Here is a 15,745-nt window from a genome sequence, read left to right as displayed (position 1 = left end):
TGAACGCCACCGTGAACAGCCAATTCCGCAAGCGCCTGCCCGGCACCGCGCTGGATTACTTCGACGCCCGCGAGGCGGTCGAGGCGATCCAGGCCGGCGCCTGGGACAAGCTCCCCTACACCTCCCGCGTGCTGGCCGAACAGCTGGTGCGCCGCTGCGAGCCGGCGGACCTGACCGCCTCGCTGGAACAACTGGTCTACCGCAAGCGCGACCTCGACTTCCCCTGGTACCCGGCGCGCGTGGTCTGCCACGACATTCTCGGCCAGACCGCGCTGGTCGACCTCGCCGGCCTGCGTGACGCCATCGCCGAGAAAGGTGGCGATCCGTCCAAGGTCAACCCGGTGGTGCCGACCCAGCTGATCGTCGACCACTCGCTGGCCGTGGAAGCCGCAGGCTTCGACCCGGACGCGTTCGAAAAGAACCGCGCCATCGAGGATCGCCGCAACGAGGACCGCTTCCACTTCATCGACTGGACCAAGACCGCGTTCAAGAACGTCGATGTGATCCCGGCCGGCAACGGCATCATGCACCAGATCAACCTGGAGAAAATGAGCCCGGTGATCCAGGCGCGCGGCGGCATTGCGTTCCCCGACACCTGCGTCGGCACCGACTCGCACACCCCGCACGTGGATGCCCTGGGCGTGATCGCCATCGGCGTCGGCGGCCTCGAAGCCGAGACCGTGATGCTCGGCCACCCGTCGATGATGCGCCTGCCCGACATCGTCGGCGTCAAGCTCACCGGCAAGCGCAAGCCGGGCATCACCGCCACCGACATCGTCCTGGCGATCACCGAGTTCCTGCGCAAGGAGCGCGTGGTCGGCGCCTACGTCGAGTTCTTCGGCGAGGGTGCCGACAGCCTGACCATCGGCGACCGCGCGACCATCTCCAACATGTGCCCGGAATACGGCGCCACCGCCTCGATGTTCTACATCGACGGCCAGACCATCGACTACCTCAAGCTCACCGGCCGCGAGCCCGAGCAGGTGGAGCTGGTGGAGAACTACGCGAAGACCCTCGGCCTGTGGAGCAGCGCTCTGGAAACCGCCGAGTACGAACGCGTGCTGGAGTTCGACCTGGGCAGCGTCGTGCGCAACATGGCCGGCCCGTCCAACCCGCATCGCCGCCTGCCGACTTCGGCACTGGCCGAGCGCGGCATCGCCGACGAAGCCAAGCTGCAGGAAGGCAAGGGTGAAGAAGCCCAGGGCCTGATGCCCGACGGCGCGGTGATCATCGCCGCCATCACCAGCTGCACCAACACCTCCAACCCGCGCAACGTCATCGCCGCCGGCCTGGTGGCGAAGAAGGCCAATGCGCTGGGCATGCTCCGCAAGCCGTGGGTGAAGACGTCGTTCGCTCCTGGGTCGAAGGTCGCCAAGCTGTACCTGGAAGAAGCCGGCCTGCTGCCGGAACTGGAGAAGCTCGGCTTCGGCATCGTCGCCTATGCCTGCACCACCTGTAACGGCATGTCCGGCGCGCTGGACCCGGTGATCCAGAAAGAGATCATCGACCGCGACCTGTACGCCACTGCCGTGCTCTCGGGCAACCGCAACTTCGACGGGCGTATCCACCCGTACGCCAAGCAGGCCTTCCTCGCCTCGCCGCCGCTTGTGGTCGCCTACGCCATCGCCGGCACCGTGCGCTTCGACATCGAGCAGGACCCGCTGGGCACCGACAAGGACGGCAACCCCGTCACCCTGAAGGACCTCTGGCCGTCCGACGAAGAGATCGACGCCATCGTCGCGGCGAGTGTGAAGCCCGAGCAGTTCAAGCAGGTCTACATCCCGATGTTCGACCTGGGCAGCGTGCAGGAAGCGGAAAGCCCGCTGTACGACTGGCGCCCGATGTCCACCTACATCCGCCGCCCGCCGTACTGGGAAGGCGCGCTGGCCGGCGAGCGCACGCTCAAGGGCATGCTGCCGCTGGCGATCCTGCCGGACAACATCACCACCGATCACCTGTCGCCGTCCAACGCCATCCTGCTGGACAGCGCGGCCGGCGAATACCTGGCGAAAATGGGCCTGCCGGAGGAGGACTTCAACTCCTACGCCACCCACCGCGGCGACCACCTGACCGCCCAGCGCGCCACCTTCGCCAACCCGCAGCTGGTCAACGAAATGGCCGTGGTCAACGGGGAAGTGAAGAAGGGCTCGCTGGCCCGCGTGGAACCGGAAGGCAAGGTGATGCGCATGTGGGAAGCCATCGAAACCTACATGAACCGCAAGCAGAACCTGATCATCGTGGCCGGCGCCGACTACGGCCAGGGCTCGTCCCGCGACTGGGCGGCCAAGGGCGTTCGCCTGGCGGGCGTGGAAGTGATCGTGGCCGAAGGCTTCGAGCGCATCCACCGCACCAACCTGGTGGGCATGGGCGTGCTGCCGGTGGAGTTCAAGCCGGGCACCACCCGCCTGACCCTGGGCCTGGACGGCACCGAGACCTACGACATCAAGGGCGACGTCTCGCCGCGCTGCAACCTGACCCTGGTGGTCAATCGCCGCAATGGTGAAGTGGTCGAAGTCCCGGTCACCTGCCGCCTGGATACCGCCGCCGAAGTGAAGGTGTACAACGCCGGCGGCGTGCTGCAGCGCTTCGCCAAGGACTTCCTCGAGTCGTCCGTGGCGTGATGTGAAGGCTCCGGCACGCCTCGCGGCGTGCCGGATCGAACCCTGTAGGAGCGGGCCATGCCCGCGATCGGCCTCCGCGCGGGGATGTCGCGGGCATGGTCCGCTCCTGCAACTGATCTGTCAGGACCGTACCCCATGCCCCACGTACCCCAAGTGAAGATCCCCGCCACCTACATCCGCGGCGGCACCAGCAAGGGCGTGTTCTTCCGCCTGCAGGACCTGCCCGAGCGCTGCCAGGTGCCCGGCGCGGCCCGCGACCAGCTGTTCATGCGCGTGATCGGCAGCCCCGATCCGTACAGCGCGCACATCGACGGCATGGGCGGCGCGACCTCCAGCACCAGCAAGTGCGTGATCCTGTCGAAAAGCACCCAGCCGGACCACGACGTCGACTACCTCTACGGGCAGATTTCCATCGACAAGGCCTTCGTCGACTGGAGCGGCAACTGCGGCAACCTCTCCACCGCCGCCGGCTCCTTCGCCATCCACGCCGGCCTGGTCGACCCGTCGCGCATCCCGGACAACGGCACCTGCGTAGTGCGCATCTGGCAAGCGAATATCCAGAAGACCATCATCGCCCACGTGCCCGTCACCAACGGCCAGGTGCAGGAGACCGGCGACTTCGAGCTGGACGGCGTGACCTTCCCCGCCGCCGAAATCGTGCTGGAGTTCCTCGACCCGTCCGACGACGGTGAAGACGGCGGTGCCATGTTCCCCACCGGCAATCTGGTGGACGACCTGGAAGTCCCCGGCATCGGTACCTTCAAGGCGACCATGATCACCGCCGGCATCCCGACCATTTTCGTCAACGCCCAGGACATCGGCTACACCGGCGCCGAACTGCGCGAAGCGATCAATGGCGACCCCGAGCAACTGGCGCGCTTCGAGAAATTCCGCATCGCCGGCGCTCTGCGCATGGGCCTGATCAAGACCCCGGAAGAAGCCGCGACCCGCCAGCACACGCCGAAGATCGCCTTCGTCGCGCCGGCGAAGAACTACGTCACCTCCAGCGGCAAGGAAGTCCAGGCCGGCGACGTCGACCTGCTGGTGCGCGCGCTGTCCATGGGCAAGCTGCACCACGCCATGATGGGCACCGCCGCCGTGGCCATCGGCACCGCCGCGGCCATCCCCGGCACCCTGGTGAACCTCGCCGCCGGCGGTGGCGAGCGCAGCGCGGTACGCTTCGGCCACCCCTCCGGCACCCTGCGCGTGGGCGCCGAGGCCAGGCAGGTAAACGGCGAATGGACCGTGACCAAGGCCATCATGAGCCGCAGCTCGCGCATCCTGATGGAAGGCTGGGTACGGGTGCCGGGCGATTCGTTCTGATCGCTGGCCCTATCCGTAAAAACACAAGGCCCGCATTCGCGGGCCTTGTGCTTCTGCGGACCAATCGGCGCGCCGATGTATCCCTGTAGGAGCGGGCCATGCCCGCGATCGCGGACAAGGTCCGCGTTTCCATGATCACACCGCACCGACGGGTTGAATGGGCATTCCCGGCAACGGCGCCTGTCGGCGCCTTCGCGGGCATGGCCCGCTCCTACAGTGTGCGGCGGAGTGCAGGGTGAGCCAGCGTGTCAGGCGACGAAGTCGCCCTGCAACTGCTCCAGCAGTACCTGGATGCGCGCCAGGCGCACGGTGGGGTCGTCCATCTCCAGCAGCACCTGCTTCTGGTCGCGCTCGAAGGGCAGCAGGTAGGCGAGCTGGCAGGCCAGTGCCTGCTGGCCGTTGACCTCCCCGCCCATCTCCAGCGCGGAAACCATCGGGTGCATGGACAGCGCCTCGAGCAGCGCGGCGAGGTCGTCATGCTCCTTGGTCAGCGGCTGGTCGGGTTGCTCGTCCAGCCACTCCACTTCGGCCACCGTCAACTGGTCCGTCTGCACGTTGGCGGAGAGCACGCGGAAACGCCGCCCACCTTCGACACGGATGCCCAGCAGGCCGTTGGGACGTTGCTGCCAGTCACGGATATGCGCCTCGCAGCCGACCAGGCTGTAACGCTCCGGCGCATCGCCGACCTCCCCTCCCTCGACGATGGCCACCACGCCGAATCCGCCGTTCTGCTTCATGCAGCGGCCGATCATGTCCAGGTAACGCGCCTCGAAGATCTGCAGGTCGAGGCGGCAGCCGGGAAACAGCACGGTGTTGAGGGGGAACAGCGGGAAACTCATGGACACTCCGTCGATTCGTCAGGCGATCAGCGCTACCGCCAACGGTAGCAGCACAGCGGTGGCCACGCCCATCAGGCTCATGGCCAGGGCGGCGAAGGCTCCGCATTCCTCGCCCTCCTGCAGGGCGCGGGAAGTGCCCACGGCGTGGGCAGTCATGCCCAGCGCCATACCCTGCGCAGCCGGGTGATGCACACCGCAGCGGCGCAGCAGCTCCGGGCCGAGGATGGCGCCGAGCACGCCGGTGATCAGCACGAACACCGCCGCCAGGGCCGCCACGCCGCCGATCTGGCTGGCCACCAGCATGGCGATCGGTGAGGTCACCGACTTGGGCGCCAGGCTCATCAGCAACTCGTGGTCGACGCCGAACAGCCAGCCCAGGCCGATGCCCAGTGCAGTGGCGAACAGGCCGCCGACCAGCAGGGTGATCAGGGTCGGCCAGAACAGCTGGCGGATGCGCTTGAGGTTGAGGAACAGCGGCACCGCCAGCGCGACGGTAGCGGGACCGAGCAGGATGGTCAGCACCTTGGCGCTGTTGCTGTATTCCGCGTAGTCGATGCCGCAGGCCAGCAGTACCGCGATGACCATCAGCATCGACACCAGCACCGGCTGCAGGAACACCCAGCGCGTGCGCTCGTAGGCGGCCAGGGCCAGCTGGTAGGCACCCAGGGTGACGCCGACGCAGAACAGCGGATGGTGGATGACGGAGTTCAGCGCGCCTTGCCAGTCGAACATCACGCGCCCTCCTTCTGCTTGCGCTGGCGGTCGATGAGCTTCTGCATCAGCCAGCCGGCGAACACGAAGGACACCAGCAGCGACAGCGCCAGGGCGCCGGCGATGGCCCAGAAGTCCGCGGCGATCTGCTTCGCGTAGGCCATCACGCCCACCGCCGCCGGCACCAGCAGCAACGGCAGGTAGCGCAGCAGCGAGGCGGCCGCCTCGTTCACCGGCTTGCTCACCTCGCCGTTCCACACCAGGAAGGCGAACAGCAGCACCAGCCCAATGATGGGGCCGGGAATCATGTGCAGGATGAGAGCATTCAGGCCCGTGCCGAGCAGTTGGAACAGCACCAGCCAGGTCAGGCCGCGTAGCAACATCAGGGAGCATCTCCAGCGCAAGGAGCCGCCATTATGCCCGCCCGGCGACCGCTATGGCTCGGCATTCGCCCAAAGCATGAATGCCGCTGCGGCTTGACCGGCCGCGGACCCCATGCTGATCTGTTGTCGGACTCTTACGCAGGCCGCATTAGAAGAACAACGATATCCCCGGAGGAAACATGGCATTCGTACCCGTAAGCGCACTGAAGGACTACATCGGCAAGGACCTGGGCCATTCGCAGTGGATCACCGTCGATCAACAGCGCATCAACCAGTTCGCCGAGTGCACCGAGGACCACCAGTTCATCCACGTCGACCCGGAAAAGGCGAAGAAGACGCCCTTCGGCGGCACCATCGCCCACGGCTTCCTGTCGCTGTCGCTGATCCCCAAGCTCTGCGAGGGCCTGCTGGTCCTGCCGGAGAACCCCAAGATGGTGGTCAACTACGGTCTGGACAGCGTGCGCTTCATCCAGCCGGTACCGGTGGATTCGCGCGTGCGCCTGCAGGTGACCATCACCGACATCACCGAGAAGAACCCCGGCCAGTGGCTGATCAAGGCCCGCTGCACCCTGGAGATCGAAGGCCTGCCCAAGCCGGCCTACATCGCCGAATCGCTGAGCCTGTGCTTCGTCTGACGGCTCTGGCACAGCGCTGAGAAAAAAGCCCGCGTCCGCGGGCTTTTTTACGTCACACTCACTCTGCGCCCCACCGTCGATTCGAGAGTCCCGATGCCACGCCAACTCCTGCCCTTGAGCCTTGCCCTGCTCCTGACTGCCTGCGGCGAAGGCGAACCGCTAACGCCCCCGGATGCCCGCCTGCCCGACGGCGCGCGCTACCGTGGCGAGCTGGTGAACGGCCAGTTGCAAGGGCCCGGGCGGCTGGATTACAGCAACGGCGCCTGGTACGAGGGCGGCTTCGACAAGGGCCTGCAGAGCGGCCAGGGCAAGTGGAACGACGGCAACGGCACGAGCTATGAAGGCGAGTTCCGCGACGGCCTGTTCGAAGGGCGTGGCCGCCTGCAGTACGCCGACGGCAGCTTCTACGAGGGCCAGTTCAAGCGCGGCGAGTTCGACGGCGAAGGGCGGATTTCCCAGGGCGGCACCACCTACAGCGGCGGCTTCCGCAAGGGTCGCTACGAGGGCCTGGGCAGCCTCGAACAAGCCGATGGCACCCGCCACCAGGGCGCCTTCTCCCGTGGTGAAGCCAACGGTGAAGGGGCCCGCCGCGACAGCCTCGGCAACCAGTACAGCGGCCCGTTCAAGAACGGCGTGCTCGAAGGCAAGGGCATCTTCCGCGACGATGCGGGCGACCAGTACGCCGGCGAGTTCCGCAACGACCAGTTCGACGGCACCGGACGCTTCCAGAACGCTGACGGCGATGTCTGGTTCGGCCGCTTCAAGGCCGGCGCGCTGAGCGGGCCGGGCGAGTTCATCGGCGCCGATGGCAGCCGCTACAAGGGCGACTTCCGTTTCTGGCGCTTCGACGGCCAGGGCACCCTGACCAGGGCCGACGGCCAGACCTACAGCGGCGGCTTCGCCCGTGGCGAGTACTCCGGCGCCGGCACCCTCACCCGCCATGACGGCAGCGTGCAGAAAGGCACCTGGAGCGCCGGCCAGTTGCGCCAGGACGCCGCCGGCAAAACACTGCCCAATCCGCTGGAAGTCGGCTTGCTGGAACAGGGCGCCATGCTGGAGAAAGCCCTGGCCGCGGTCCCGCAGTCCACCCCGGCAATCGAGCTCTATGGCGTCAGCCTGGGCGGCGACGGCAAGCAGAGCGTGTTCCTGCGCGAGGCCGATTACGTCGCCAACCTGCTCGGTGACCGCTTTGGTGCGCGCGGCGTGGTGCGCCTGGTGAACCACCGCGATCACCTCGCCGACCGTCCCATGGCCACCCGCGAAACCCTCGCCCGCACCCTGCGCACCATCGCGCAGCGCAGCGGCCCGGAAGACCTGGTGTTCATCTACCTGACCAGCCACGGCTCCCATGACCACCAACTGGTGCTGGACATGCCCGGCCTGAAGCTCGACGACCTGCCGGCCAGCGAACTGGCCAACCTGCTCGCCCCGCTCAAGGACCGCACCAAGGTGCTGGTGATCTCCGCCTGCTACAGCGGCGGCTTCATCCCCGCGCTCAAGGACGACAAGACCCTGATCATGACCGCCGCGCGCAGCGACCGAGTGTCCTTCGGTTGCTCCGAGGAGGCCGACTTCACCTACTTCGGCGATGCGCTCTTTGCCAAGGCCTTCCAGCAGACCGACGACCTCAGGCAGGCGTTCAAGCTGGCCAGCGCCACCGTGGCCAAGCGCGAGAAGGAGGAAGAGTTCGAGCCATCGGAACCGCAACTCTGGGCGCCGGATGCGGTCATTACTCGCTGGCAGGCCCTGCGTGCGCAACAGACGCACGGAGCCCTGGCGCTCGGCAGCAACGATGCGCAGGCAAAAGGACAGGGCGAGAACTAAGCTGGAAGGTGTGTCAGAGGGGAAACACAGATGTACTCGAAACCGACGAATATCCTGCTAGCTGGCGCCACCGGCCTGACCGGTGAGCATCTGCTCGACCGCATGCTCAACGAGCCCACGGTCAAGCGCGTCATCGCCCCGGCCCGAAGGAAGCTGGCGGAGCACCCACGCCTGGACAATCCCATCGGCCCGCTGGCTGAGCTCATCCCGCACCTGACCACGCCGGTGGACACCCTATTCTGCTGCCTGGGCACCACACTCAAGGAAGCGGGCTCCGAAGAGGCCTTCCGCAGCGTCGATTTCGACCTGCCGCTGGCCCTGGGCGAGCGCGGCCTGGCCCTGGGCGCCCGGCACTACATCGTGGTCAGCGCGCTGGGCGCGGACAGCAAGTCATCGATCTTCTACAGCCGGACCAAGGGCGAACTGGAAGATGCGCTGCGCCAGCAAGGCTGGCAGCAATTGACCATCGCGCGGCCGTCGCTGCTGCTGGGGCAGCGCGAGGAAGTCCGCTTGGCCGAACTGCTCGCCGCGCCGTTCTCGCGCATCCTGCCGGGCAAGCTCCACGGCATCGAAGCCATCGCCCTGGCCCGTGCGCTGTGGCGCCTGGCCCTGGAACCGGGCAAGGGCGTGCGTATCGTCGAGTCGGACGAACTGCGCAAGCTGGGCAAGTAACCCGCCGTCCAGTGGAACACCCTGCAGGAGCGGGCCATGCCCGCGAAGGCGCCGGCAGGCGCCCTTGCAGAGAGTGTCCATCCACCCGGTCGCAATGTGCGCTCAAGTGAACGCGGACTTTGTCCGCGGTCGCGGGCGCGGCCCGTTCCTACAGGCAAGCCCACCGTTCTGCGCGGGACAGCCCTGGATACGCATGCTCTCGTAGGATGGGTATCCCTTGACGTTCAGCAGTAGCGGATCAGTTCCCGCCCCACACCTGCAGGCCGACGCCCAGCTCTGCGGCAATCGACAGCGGCAGCAGCAAGGTATCCAGCAGCGCGCTGCCGGGCAGGTCGAGACCGGGGTAGGCCGGCGCGTCGGTGCCGAAGTGGTCCTTCGGGCAGCAGCCGCCATTGAGCGAATACCAGTCCAGCCGGGTGCCGGCATAGATCAGCGGATCGCCGGGGCGGCTGTCGTTGAGGGTCTTCACGGTGGCGCAACCGCCCAGTTGCAACAGCAACAGGGCGGCGAGAAGCTTATTCGTCGCTGACAAGATGGTGTTCGCCCCAGCGCGGCAGCATGTCCTGGGGAATACCCAGTTGGTTGAGGATGCGCGCGACGACGAAGTCGATCAGGTCGTCGACCGTCTGCGGCTGGTGATAGAAGCCCGGAGCGGCCGGCAGGATCACCGCGCCCAGGTTGGACAGCTTGAGCATGTTCTCCAGGTGGATGCTGGAGAACGGCGCCTCGCGCGGCACCAGGATCAGCTGGCGGCGCTCCTTCAGCGCCACGTCGGCGGCGCGTTCGATGAGGTTGTTGCAGGCGCCCGTGGCAATCGCCGAGAGCGTCCCCGTCGAGCAGGGCACCACCACCATCGCACTCGGCGCGCCGGAACCGGAGGCCACCGGGGCCATCCAGTCTTCCTTGCCGTACACGCGAATCTGCCCCGGCGCGGCGCCGGTGTATTCACTCAGGAAAGCCTGCATCGCCTGCGGCTTGCTCGGCAGGGTCACGTCGGTCTCGGTGGCCACCACCAGTTGCGCGGCCTTGGAGATCAGGAAGTGTACCTCGCGGTCTTCCTGCACCAGGCAGTCGAGCAGACGCAGGCCGTACTGGGCGCCCGAGGCGCCGGTCATGGCGAGGGTGACGCGTTCGGCTCCGGCCATGTTCAGCCCTCCAGCGCCTTGGCCAGCTTGCCGTGCAGGCCGCCGAATCCGCCGTTGCTCATGACCACTACCTGGGTGCCCGGCGTGGCGATGGCCTTCACGCCCTCGATGATGGCTTCCAGCGAATCGCACACTTGCGTGGGCACCGTGGAACTGGCGACGGTGGCCGCCAGGTCCCAGCCGAGGTTCGGCGGCGCGTACCAGAACACGTTGTCGGCCTGCACCACGGACTCCGGCAGGCCGTCGCGGTGGGCACCGAGCTTCATGGAGTTGGAGCGCGGTTCGACCACGGCGATCACCTTGGCATCGCCGACGCGCTTGCGCAGGCCGTCGAGGGTGGTGGCAATGGCAGTCGGGTGGTGGGCGAAGTCGTCATAGATGGTCACGCCCTGCACTTCCGCGACCTTCTCCATGCGCCGCTTGACGCTCTTGAAGGCCGACAGCGCGGCGCAACCCAGCTCCGGCACCACGCCGACATGGCGGGCCGCCGCGAGGCAAGCCAGGGCGTTGGCAACGTTGTGCTGGCCGGTCAGTTCCCAGTCCACGGTGCCCTGGGCCTTGCCGTCGAACAGCACCTCGAAGTGCGAGCCGTCTTCGCTGAGCAGACGCGCCTGCCACTGGCCGCCTTCGCCGGTGGTCTGCACAGGCGTCCAGCAGCCCATGTCGATCACACGCTTGAGTGCGGTCTCGGACGTCGGGTGGATGACCAGGCCTTCGCCGGGGATGGTCCGCACCAGGTGGTGGAACTGCCGCTCAATGGCCGCGAGGTCGGGGAAGATGTCCGCGTGGTCGAACTCCAGGTTGTTCAGGATCGCCGTGCGCGGGTGGTAGTGGACGAACTTGGAGCGCTTGTCGAAGAAGGCGCTGTCGTACTCGTCGGCCTCGACCACGAAGAACGGAGTGCCGCCCAGGCGCGCGGAGACCCCGAAGTTCTGCGGCACGCCGCCGATCAGGAAGCCCGGGCTCATGCCGGCGTGCTCCAGGACCCAGGCCAGCATGCTGCTGGTGGTGGTCTTGCCGTGGGTGCCGGCGGCCGCCAGGACCCAGCGGCCCTGCAGCACGTGGTCGGCCAGCCACTGCGGGCCGGAGACATAGGGCAGGCCCTTGTTCAGCACGTATTCCACTGCCGGGTTGCCGCGCGACAGCGCGTTGCCGACCACTACCAGGTCCGGTGCCGGCTCCAGGTGCGCGGGGTCGTAGCCCTGCATCAGCTCGATGCCCTGGGCTTGCAGCTGGGTGCTCATGGGCGGGTAGACGTTGGCGTCGGAGCCGGTCACGCGGTGGCCCAGTTCCTTGGCCAGGACGGCCAGCGACCCCATGAAGGTGCCGCAGATGCCGAGGATGTGGATATGCATGCAGACTCCTGCAATCAAGCCTTTGAAGGCACTTCGAATGGGCGGCAGAGTAGCACAGCGCACCCCCGCGCGGCCCGCCGCCGGGGCATCAGACGACGAGGTGGGGAGGCGGTTCCCGCAGGCCGGGGAAAGTCGTCACGGGAACGATACGTAGGATGGCGTGGAGCGAAGCGATACCCATCGATTCCGGGAACCGGGTCAGCATGGGTATCGCTGCGCTCCACCCATCCTACGAGAGGCTTTTCCGGCTCAGGCCGTGGCGGTTGAGCTTGCGGTACAGGGTATTGCGGCTGATGCCCAGCTGCTGCGCGGCACGGCTGATGTGCCAGCGCTGCGCTTCGAGCACCTCCAGCAGCGCGTTGCGTTCGGCAGCGCCAAGGGTGTCACCGCCCTCCCCGGCCAAGGCGACCGGAGCCGCGGCGGCAGCCGGCGCGCGGCGCAGGTCCGGCGGCAGGTCGGCCATCTGGATGCGGCCGCCGTCGCACAGTGCACAGAGCGTGCGCAGCACGTTACGCAACTGGCGCACGTTGCCCGGCCAGGGGAAGTCCAGCAGGTGCCGACGCACGTCGTCGTCCAGGCGCACGCTGCAGCCCTTGCTCTCCTCGGCCAGCAGATGGTCGAGCAGTGCGCAGCGGTCTTCGCGCTCGCGTAGCGGCGGCAGCGCAACCACCAGGCCGTTGAGGCGGTAGTAGAGGTCTTCGCGGAACTGCCCGGCGGCTACCAGTGCTTCCAGGTCACGGTGGCTGGCGCTGATCAGGCGGATATCCACATCCTGCGGTTCGCCGCCGATGGGCACCACCTGGCGCTCTTCCAGCACGCGCAGCAGGCGGGTCTGCAGCGCCAACGGCATGTCGCCGATCTCGTCGAGGAACAGCGTGCCGCCATCGGCCTGCTGCAGCTTGCCGCGCATGCCTTCCTTGCGCGCACCGGTGAAGCTGCCGCCGCGGTAGCCGAACAGTTCGCTCTCGATCAGGGTTTCGGGAATCGCCGCGCAGTTCAGCGCGACGAAGCTCTTGCCGGCGCGCTCGCCGCCCAGATGCACGGCGCGGGCGAAAGCCTCCTTGCCGGTGCCGGTCTCGCCCTGCAGCAGCAGCGGCACGTCGTGGGCGTAGACCTTCAGCGCACGGCGGAAATCGTGGGCCAGTTGCGGGTCGTCGATACACAAGCCTTTCGCCAGAGGCGCGCGTGGCAGGACCGGCGCGGCGGCGATGGGCCGCTTGCCGCGCAGCAGCGCATACAGGGTGCGCCCGGCGTGGGTGCGCAGCGGCCAGCTGGCGTTGGGATGCGGGTCGGCGCGGCTGAACAGGTCGTCCAGCCGGCAATCGAAGCACTGCTCCAGCGAGCGGCCGATCAGGCTTTCCCGGCGGCTGCCGAGCAGGTTGATGGCGCTCTGGTTCGCCGCGCGGATGCGCCCGTCGCCGCCGAAGGCCAGCATGCCTTCGCTGAACAACCCGAGGCCGTCGGGTTGCAGGTGGAAGCGCAGCAGCCATTGGTCCTCGAAATGGCGCAGGAAGTAGCAGCTCTCGATGGCCTTGGCCGAGAGGTTGACCAGCGCCATGGTGTGGAACTGGCTCTGCCGCGACACGTCGCGGCGCGCGGAGGAAACGTCGAGCACCGCCAGCAGTTCGCCCTGCGGGTCGAACACCGGGCTGGCCGAGCAGGTCAGGCCGGTGTGGCGGCTGCGGAAATGTTCGTCCTGGTGAATGGTCAGCGCCTGGCGCTCCACCAGGCAGGTGCCGATGCCGTTGGTACCTTCGCGGGCTTCGCTCCAGTCGGCGCCGAGCCACAGCCCGGCCTGCTCGAAGGTGCGCCGCTCCGCGGCTTCGCTGACGCAGTTGAGGATCACCCCGCGGGAATCGGTGAGCAGCACCGCATGGCCGGCGCCGGACAGCTGCTGGTGCAGGCTGTTCATCTCGTCGCTGGCGATCTCCAGCACCTGGCGGTGGCGCTCGCGGACTTCGAGCATGCGCGCGTGCTCCAGCACGGCCGGCGCCATGGGCTGCGCCGGGTCGAGGTGGTATTGCTCCAGGCAGCGCATCCAGGAGCGGGCGATCGATGGGTCCGCGCCGGGGGCACCGGCGGGGGCCTTGCCCTCGGCCACGGTCATGACCTGGCGGGCGTGGCGGCTCAAATCGTTGGCGCGCATTCTTGTTGTTCTCCGCTTGGGGACGGGGAGGCAGCCCCGAATTCCAACGAAGTCTTGCAGGACCTTTCTCTTCCTACAGAAAGCGATGGAACGCAGGACAGCATCCCCCACGCGCCAGCCCAATGCAACGCCTGGCCGACCGTCAGGTCACGACTGTCACGAAAACGGGACAAAGTGTCACCCGGCACTGTGCCAGCGGCGCAACAGCGCGCTTTCCGGAGCATCGCCCGTTGCCCGTCCAGCCCATGCGCGGCGTGCCTTTCACTGGCATGGCCCGGCCCTTGCTCTACGCTTGTTCAACGTCCTCCCCAACAAGCACAAGACCCAGGAGATCCGACCATGCGTTATGCCCATCCCGGTAGCGAAGGCGCCATCGTTTCGTTCAAGGCGCGCTACGGCAACTACATCGGCGGCGAATTCGTCCCGCCGGTGAAGGGTCAGTACTTCACCAACACCTCGCCGGTGAATGGCCAGCCCATCGCCGAGTTCCCCCGCTCCACCGCCGAGGACATCGACAAGGCGCTGGACGCCGCCCACGCCGCCGCCGATGCCTGGGGCCGCACCTCGGTGCAGGACCGTTCGCTGGTGCTGCTGAAGATCGCCGACCGTATCGAACAGAACCTGGAACTGCTGGCCGTCACCGAGACCTGGGACAACGGCAAGCCGATCCGCGAAACCCTGAATGCCGACATCCCGCTGGCCGCCGACCACTTCCGCTACTTCGCCGGTTGCATCCGCGCGCAGGAAGGCAGCGCCGCCGAGATCAACGACAGCACCGTCGCGTACCACATCCATGAGCCGCTGGGCGTGGTCGGGCAGATCATCCCGTGGAACTTCCCGCTGCTGATGGCCGCGTGGAAACTCGCCCCGGCCCTGGCCGCCGGCAACTGCATCGTGCTCAAGCCGGCCGAGCAGACCCCGCTGGGCATCTGCGTGCTGATGGAAGTGATCGGCGACCTGCTGCCCAAGGGCGTGCTCAACGTCGTCCAGGGCTTTGGTAAAGAAGCGGGAGAGGCGCTGGCCACCAGCAAGCGCATCGCCAAGATCGCCTTCACCGGCTCGACCCCGGTGGGCTCGCACATCCTCAAGTGCGCCGCCGAGAACATCATTCCGTCCACCGTGGAGCTGGGCGGCAAGAGCCCGAACATCTACTTCGAAGACATCATGCAGGCCGAGCCGACCTTCATCGAGAAGGCCGCCGAAGGCCTGGTGCTGGCCTTCTTCAACCAGGGCGAGGTGTGCACCTGCCCGTCCCGCGCGCTGGTGCAGGAGTCCATCTACCCGCAGTTCATGGACGTGGTGATGAAGAAGGTGAAGGCCATCAAGCGCGGCGACCCGCTGGACACCGACACCATGGTCGGCGCCCAGGCCTCGCAGCAGCAGTACGAGAAGATCCTCTCCTACCTCGACATCGCCCAGCAGGAAGGCGCACAGATCCTGGTCGGCGGCTCGGTCGAGAAGCTCGACGGCAATCTCTCCACCGGCTATTACATCCAGCCGACCCTGCTCAAGGGCAGCAACAAGATGCGCGTGTTCCAGGAGGAAATCTTCGGGCCGGTGGTGGGCGTCACCACCTTCAAGGACGAGGCCGAAGCACTGGCCATCGCCAACGACACCGAGTACGGCCTGGGCGCCGGCGTATGGACTCGCGACATCAACCGCGCGTACCGCATGGGCCGCGGCATCAAGGCGGGCCGCGTGTGGACCAACTGCTATCACCTTTACCCGGCGCACGCTGCGTTCGGCGGCTACAAGAAATCCGGCGTGGGCCGCGAGACCCACAAGATGATGCTCGACCACTACCAGCAGACCAAGAACCTGCTGGTCAGCTACGACATCAACCCGCTGGGCTTCTTCTGAGTTTGTTCTGAGCCACCCGCCCGCCGCGAGCCGGGCACCTCCTCACATCGATCCTTGCGCGGCCCTTGGGCCGCGCTTTTTTATGTCCGCAAAAGGCTCGGATGGATGCCATTCGCAGGAGCAGATTGGGCATCGTGCATAGCCCCCGCGCGGCACGGGTTATCCGCTCTACAAGGGATAACAGGCCACCAAGCTGTTGTAGGAGCGGGCCATGCCCGCGATCCGTATGCA

13 protein-coding genes are annotated in these 15,745 nt (G+C 67.1%); 6 read left to right on the top strand and 7 right to left on the bottom strand.

All coding sequences use genetic code 11. From position 1 onward, the window contains the following. Positions 1 to 11 precede the first annotated feature (11 nt). Together acnD and prpF are read left to right on the top strand one after the other, a co-directional pair. A complete protein-coding gene (gene acnD, locus IB261_RS04395; protein ID WP_192382203.1) occupies positions 12 to 2,621 on the top strand; it encodes a Fe/S-dependent 2-methylisocitrate dehydratase AcnD in 2,610 nt (869 codons plus the stop codon). Positions 2,622 to 2,756: 135 nt separating this feature from the next. After that, positions 2,757 to 3,944: a 2-methylaconitate cis-trans isomerase PrpF gene (gene prpF, locus IB261_RS04390; RefSeq protein ID WP_081517265.1), complete on the top strand. Its 1,188-nt coding sequence runs from the start codon at positions 2,757 to 2,759 to the stop codon at positions 3,942 to 3,944. A gap of 248 nt (positions 3,945 to 4,192) precedes the next feature. Here prpF and IB261_RS04385 read toward each other — a convergent pair whose 3' ends face one another. Genes IB261_RS04385 through IB261_RS04375 form a run of 3 tightly spaced genes read right to left on the bottom strand, consistent with a single transcriptional unit; the run spans position 4,193 to position 5,877 of the window. Further along, entirely contained in the window at positions 4,193 to 4,783 is a 591-nt protein-coding gene (locus tag IB261_RS04385) for an LON peptidase substrate-binding domain-containing protein (protein ID WP_192381539.1), read from the bottom strand. Positions 4,784 to 4,801: 18 nt separating this feature from the next. Then, positions 4,802 to 5,515: an LrgB family protein gene (locus IB261_RS04380; protein WP_081517263.1), complete on the bottom strand. Its 714-nt coding sequence runs from the start codon at positions 5,513 to 5,515 to the stop codon at positions 4,802 to 4,804. Continuing rightward, positions 5,515 to 5,877, bottom strand: a complete 363-nt coding sequence (locus IB261_RS04375; protein ID WP_045217069.1) for a CidA/LrgA family protein — start codon at positions 5,875 to 5,877, stop codon at positions 5,515 to 5,517. Before IB261_RS04375 ends, IB261_RS04380 begins: the two co-directional genes overlap by 1 nt. Before the next feature lie 179 nt (positions 5,878 to 6,056). On the opposite strand from IB261_RS04375, the gene IB261_RS04370 reads away from it, so the two are divergent. From IB261_RS04370 to IB261_RS04360, 3 genes are all read left to right on the top strand, one after another. Next, positions 6,057 to 6,512: a MaoC family dehydratase gene (locus IB261_RS04370; protein WP_045217066.1), complete on the top strand. Its 456-nt coding sequence runs from the start codon at positions 6,057 to 6,059 to the stop codon at positions 6,510 to 6,512. Between the two features lie 93 nt (positions 6,513 to 6,605). Then, complete coding sequence (locus IB261_RS04365; protein WP_192224618.1) at positions 6,606 to 8,336, top strand: C13 family peptidase; 1,731 nt, start codon at positions 6,606 to 6,608, stop codon at positions 8,334 to 8,336. A 30-nt stretch (positions 8,337 to 8,366) separates the two neighbouring features. Continuing rightward, complete coding sequence (locus IB261_RS04360) at positions 8,367 to 9,008, top strand: oxidoreductase (protein ID WP_192211148.1); 642 nt, start codon at positions 8,367 to 8,369, stop codon at positions 9,006 to 9,008. Positions 9,009 to 9,246: 238 nt separating this feature from the next. On the opposite strand, the gene IB261_RS04355 is transcribed toward IB261_RS04360, so the two are convergent. The 4 genes from IB261_RS04355 to IB261_RS04340 all read right to left on the bottom strand — a co-directional run bounded on the left by IB261_RS04355 (position 9,247) and on the right by IB261_RS04340 (position 13,654). Further along, the gene (locus IB261_RS04355; protein WP_081517260.1) at positions 9,247 to 9,540 is read right to left on the bottom strand and encodes a YceK/YidQ family lipoprotein; all 294 of its coding nucleotides are present in this window, start codon (positions 9,538 to 9,540) and stop codon (positions 9,247 to 9,249) included. Beyond that, positions 9,524 to 10,153, bottom strand: a complete 630-nt coding sequence (gene ubiX / locus IB261_RS04350; RefSeq protein WP_081517259.1) for a flavin prenyltransferase UbiX — start codon at positions 10,151 to 10,153, stop codon at positions 9,524 to 9,526. Before ubiX ends, IB261_RS04355 begins: the two co-directional genes overlap by 17 nt. A 2-nt stretch (positions 10,154 to 10,155) precedes the next feature. Next, positions 10,156 to 11,508: a UDP-N-acetylmuramate:L-alanyl-gamma-D-glutamyl-meso-diaminopimelate ligase gene (mpl, locus tag IB261_RS04345; protein ID WP_151189361.1), complete on the bottom strand. Its 1,353-nt coding sequence runs from the start codon at positions 11,506 to 11,508 to the stop codon at positions 10,156 to 10,158. 229 nt (positions 11,509 to 11,737) lie between these two features. After that, the gene (locus tag IB261_RS04340) at positions 11,738 to 13,654 is read right to left on the bottom strand and encodes a sigma-54-dependent Fis family transcriptional regulator (protein WP_192381538.1); all 1,917 of its coding nucleotides are present in this window, start codon (positions 13,652 to 13,654) and stop codon (positions 11,738 to 11,740) included. Positions 13,655 to 13,993: 339 nt separating this feature from the next. Between IB261_RS04340 and exaC the strand changes: the two genes are divergently transcribed. After that, complete coding sequence (gene exaC, locus IB261_RS04335) at positions 13,994 to 15,514, top strand: acetaldehyde dehydrogenase ExaC (protein WP_081517256.1); 1,521 nt, start codon at positions 13,994 to 13,996, stop codon at positions 15,512 to 15,514. Positions 15,515 to 15,745 lie beyond the last annotated feature (231 nt).

Source organism: Pseudomonas sp. PDM20 (assembly GCF_014852575.3).
Taxonomy (GTDB): Bacteria; Pseudomonadota; Gammaproteobacteria; order Pseudomonadales; family Pseudomonadaceae; genus Pseudomonas.
The sequence above is the reverse complement of the archived record's forward strand: the minus strand, read 5'-3'. Positions and strand labels throughout refer to the sequence as shown.

Coding starts and splice junctions, on each gene's coding strand:
- prpF (WP_081517265.1), top strand. CDS start 2,757: ATGCCCCACGTACCCCAAGTGAAGATCCCCGCCACCTACATCCGCGGC.
- exaC (WP_081517256.1), top strand. CDS start 13,994: ATGCGTTATGCCCATCCCGGTAGCGAAGGCGCCATCGTTTCGTTCAAG.
- ubiX (WP_081517259.1), bottom strand. CDS start 10,153: ATGGCCGGAGCCGAACGCGTCACCCTCGCCATGACCGGCGCCTCGGGC.
- IB261_RS04370 (WP_045217066.1), top strand. CDS start 6,057: ATGGCATTCGTACCCGTAAGCGCACTGAAGGACTACATCGGCAAGGAC.
- mpl (WP_151189361.1), bottom strand. CDS start 11,508: ATGCATATCCACATCCTCGGCATCTGCGGCACCTTCATGGGGTCGCTG.
- IB261_RS04365 (WP_192224618.1), top strand. CDS start 6,606: ATGCCACGCCAACTCCTGCCCTTGAGCCTTGCCCTGCTCCTGACTGCC.
- IB261_RS04385 (WP_192381539.1), bottom strand. CDS start 4,783: ATGAGTTTCCCGCTGTTCCCCCTCAACACCGTGCTGTTTCCCGGCTGC.
- IB261_RS04340 (WP_192381538.1), bottom strand. CDS start 13,654: ATGCGCGCCAACGATTTGAGCCGCCACGCCCGCCAGGTCATGACCGTG.
- IB261_RS04380 (WP_081517263.1), bottom strand. CDS start 5,515: ATGTTCGACTGGCAAGGCGCGCTGAACTCCGTCATCCACCATCCGCTG.
- IB261_RS04375 (WP_045217069.1), bottom strand. CDS start 5,877: ATGTTGCTACGCGGCCTGACCTGGCTGGTGCTGTTCCAACTGCTCGGC.
- IB261_RS04360 (WP_192211148.1), top strand. CDS start 8,367: ATGTACTCGAAACCGACGAATATCCTGCTAGCTGGCGCCACCGGCCTG.